Origin of the sequence: uncultured Agitococcus sp. (genome assembly GCF_937920075.1) — a bacterium.
Taxonomy (GTDB): Bacteria; Pseudomonadota; Gammaproteobacteria; order Pseudomonadales; family Moraxellaceae; genus Agitococcus.
The window spans coordinates 1-1,081 of sequence record NZ_CALETI010000464.1; the positions used below are offsets into that span (position 1 = coordinate 1).

1 protein-coding gene is annotated in these 1,081 nt (G+C 40.4%); it reads left to right on the top strand.

Going from position 1 to position 1,081, the window contains the following annotated elements; genetic code table 11:
* Positions 1-120: 120 nt before the first annotated feature.
* A partial coding sequence (locus tag Q0212_RS15810; RefSeq protein ID WP_297927286.1) for a hypothetical protein occupies positions 121-1,081 on the top strand: 961 nt, incomplete at its 3' end.

The following is a 1,081-nucleotide window of genomic DNA, read 5'->3' on the forward strand; positions in this document are numbered from 1 at the left end:
AGGTGGCATGATTGAAGGTAACATTAAACCAGAGCCAGTTCGCCGTGTGCAACGTGCGGCGATCGAGCGTTTATTACCTTCGGCTCAGCTTGTTTTAGATCAGCAATGGGACAAGGTATCATGAGTGGCTTTGTCGCACGATTGGCAACAGCCGCTGATAATGTGGCAATTTTGGCGTTGATGTCCCAACCTCAACCGTCTAATGGTGTGCAATTTGCGTTTGAGCGTTTACCAAATTATTTTGATTCGGCCAGTGTTACCCATCAACACCCACATACGATTGTTATTGAAAAACAAAACGATAAGCGTTTAGTTGCCATGGTGAATATGGGATGGCGTGAAGTGTTTGTTGATGGTCATTTGCAGCGTATTCGTTATGGTGCTGACTTACGCATTGACAAACAATTTCAAGGTGGTCGTGTTTTGATGTATATCAATCGCGCAGTTCGTGATTGTGTGCAAGAAGATTGGTATCAATCAGTTATTTTAAGTGCCAATGATAAATCTCGTTCGGCACTAGAAGGTGGCAGAGCAGGGCTACCAATTTATCGCTCATTAGGAACAATTAGCACCCATACTATTACAGGCCGTAAAGCCTTATTTACCCCTCACAAACAAATACGACGTGCACAAATTGCTGACATTCCAGCAATGAATGCCTTTATTAAACAAATGGCGGAGCACTATCAATTTTTACCACGTTATGATTTTTATCAGCTAACACATCATCACCCTTATTTTAATGGTTTAAACATTGATGATTTTTTAGTGTTATTTGATGATGAGCAATTAGTTGGTTTGGTAGGGTTGTGGAATCAAAAGAATTTTAAACAAACACGGGTCGTTGATTACAATCGTACCGTTGCTATGTTTAGACCTATTTATAATTGGTGGAGTCGTTTAACGGGTGGTTTTGTTTTACCTGCAAAAGGTCAACTTGTTGATTATATAGCTTTACATTCACCACTTACCCATCCTAAGGATAGTGATAGTTTTCGTCATTTATTACATCATGCGTGGTTGGAAGTTCGTCAACAACAAAAAGCAGCAATGACTTTGACCTTAGCTGATACCGATCCAC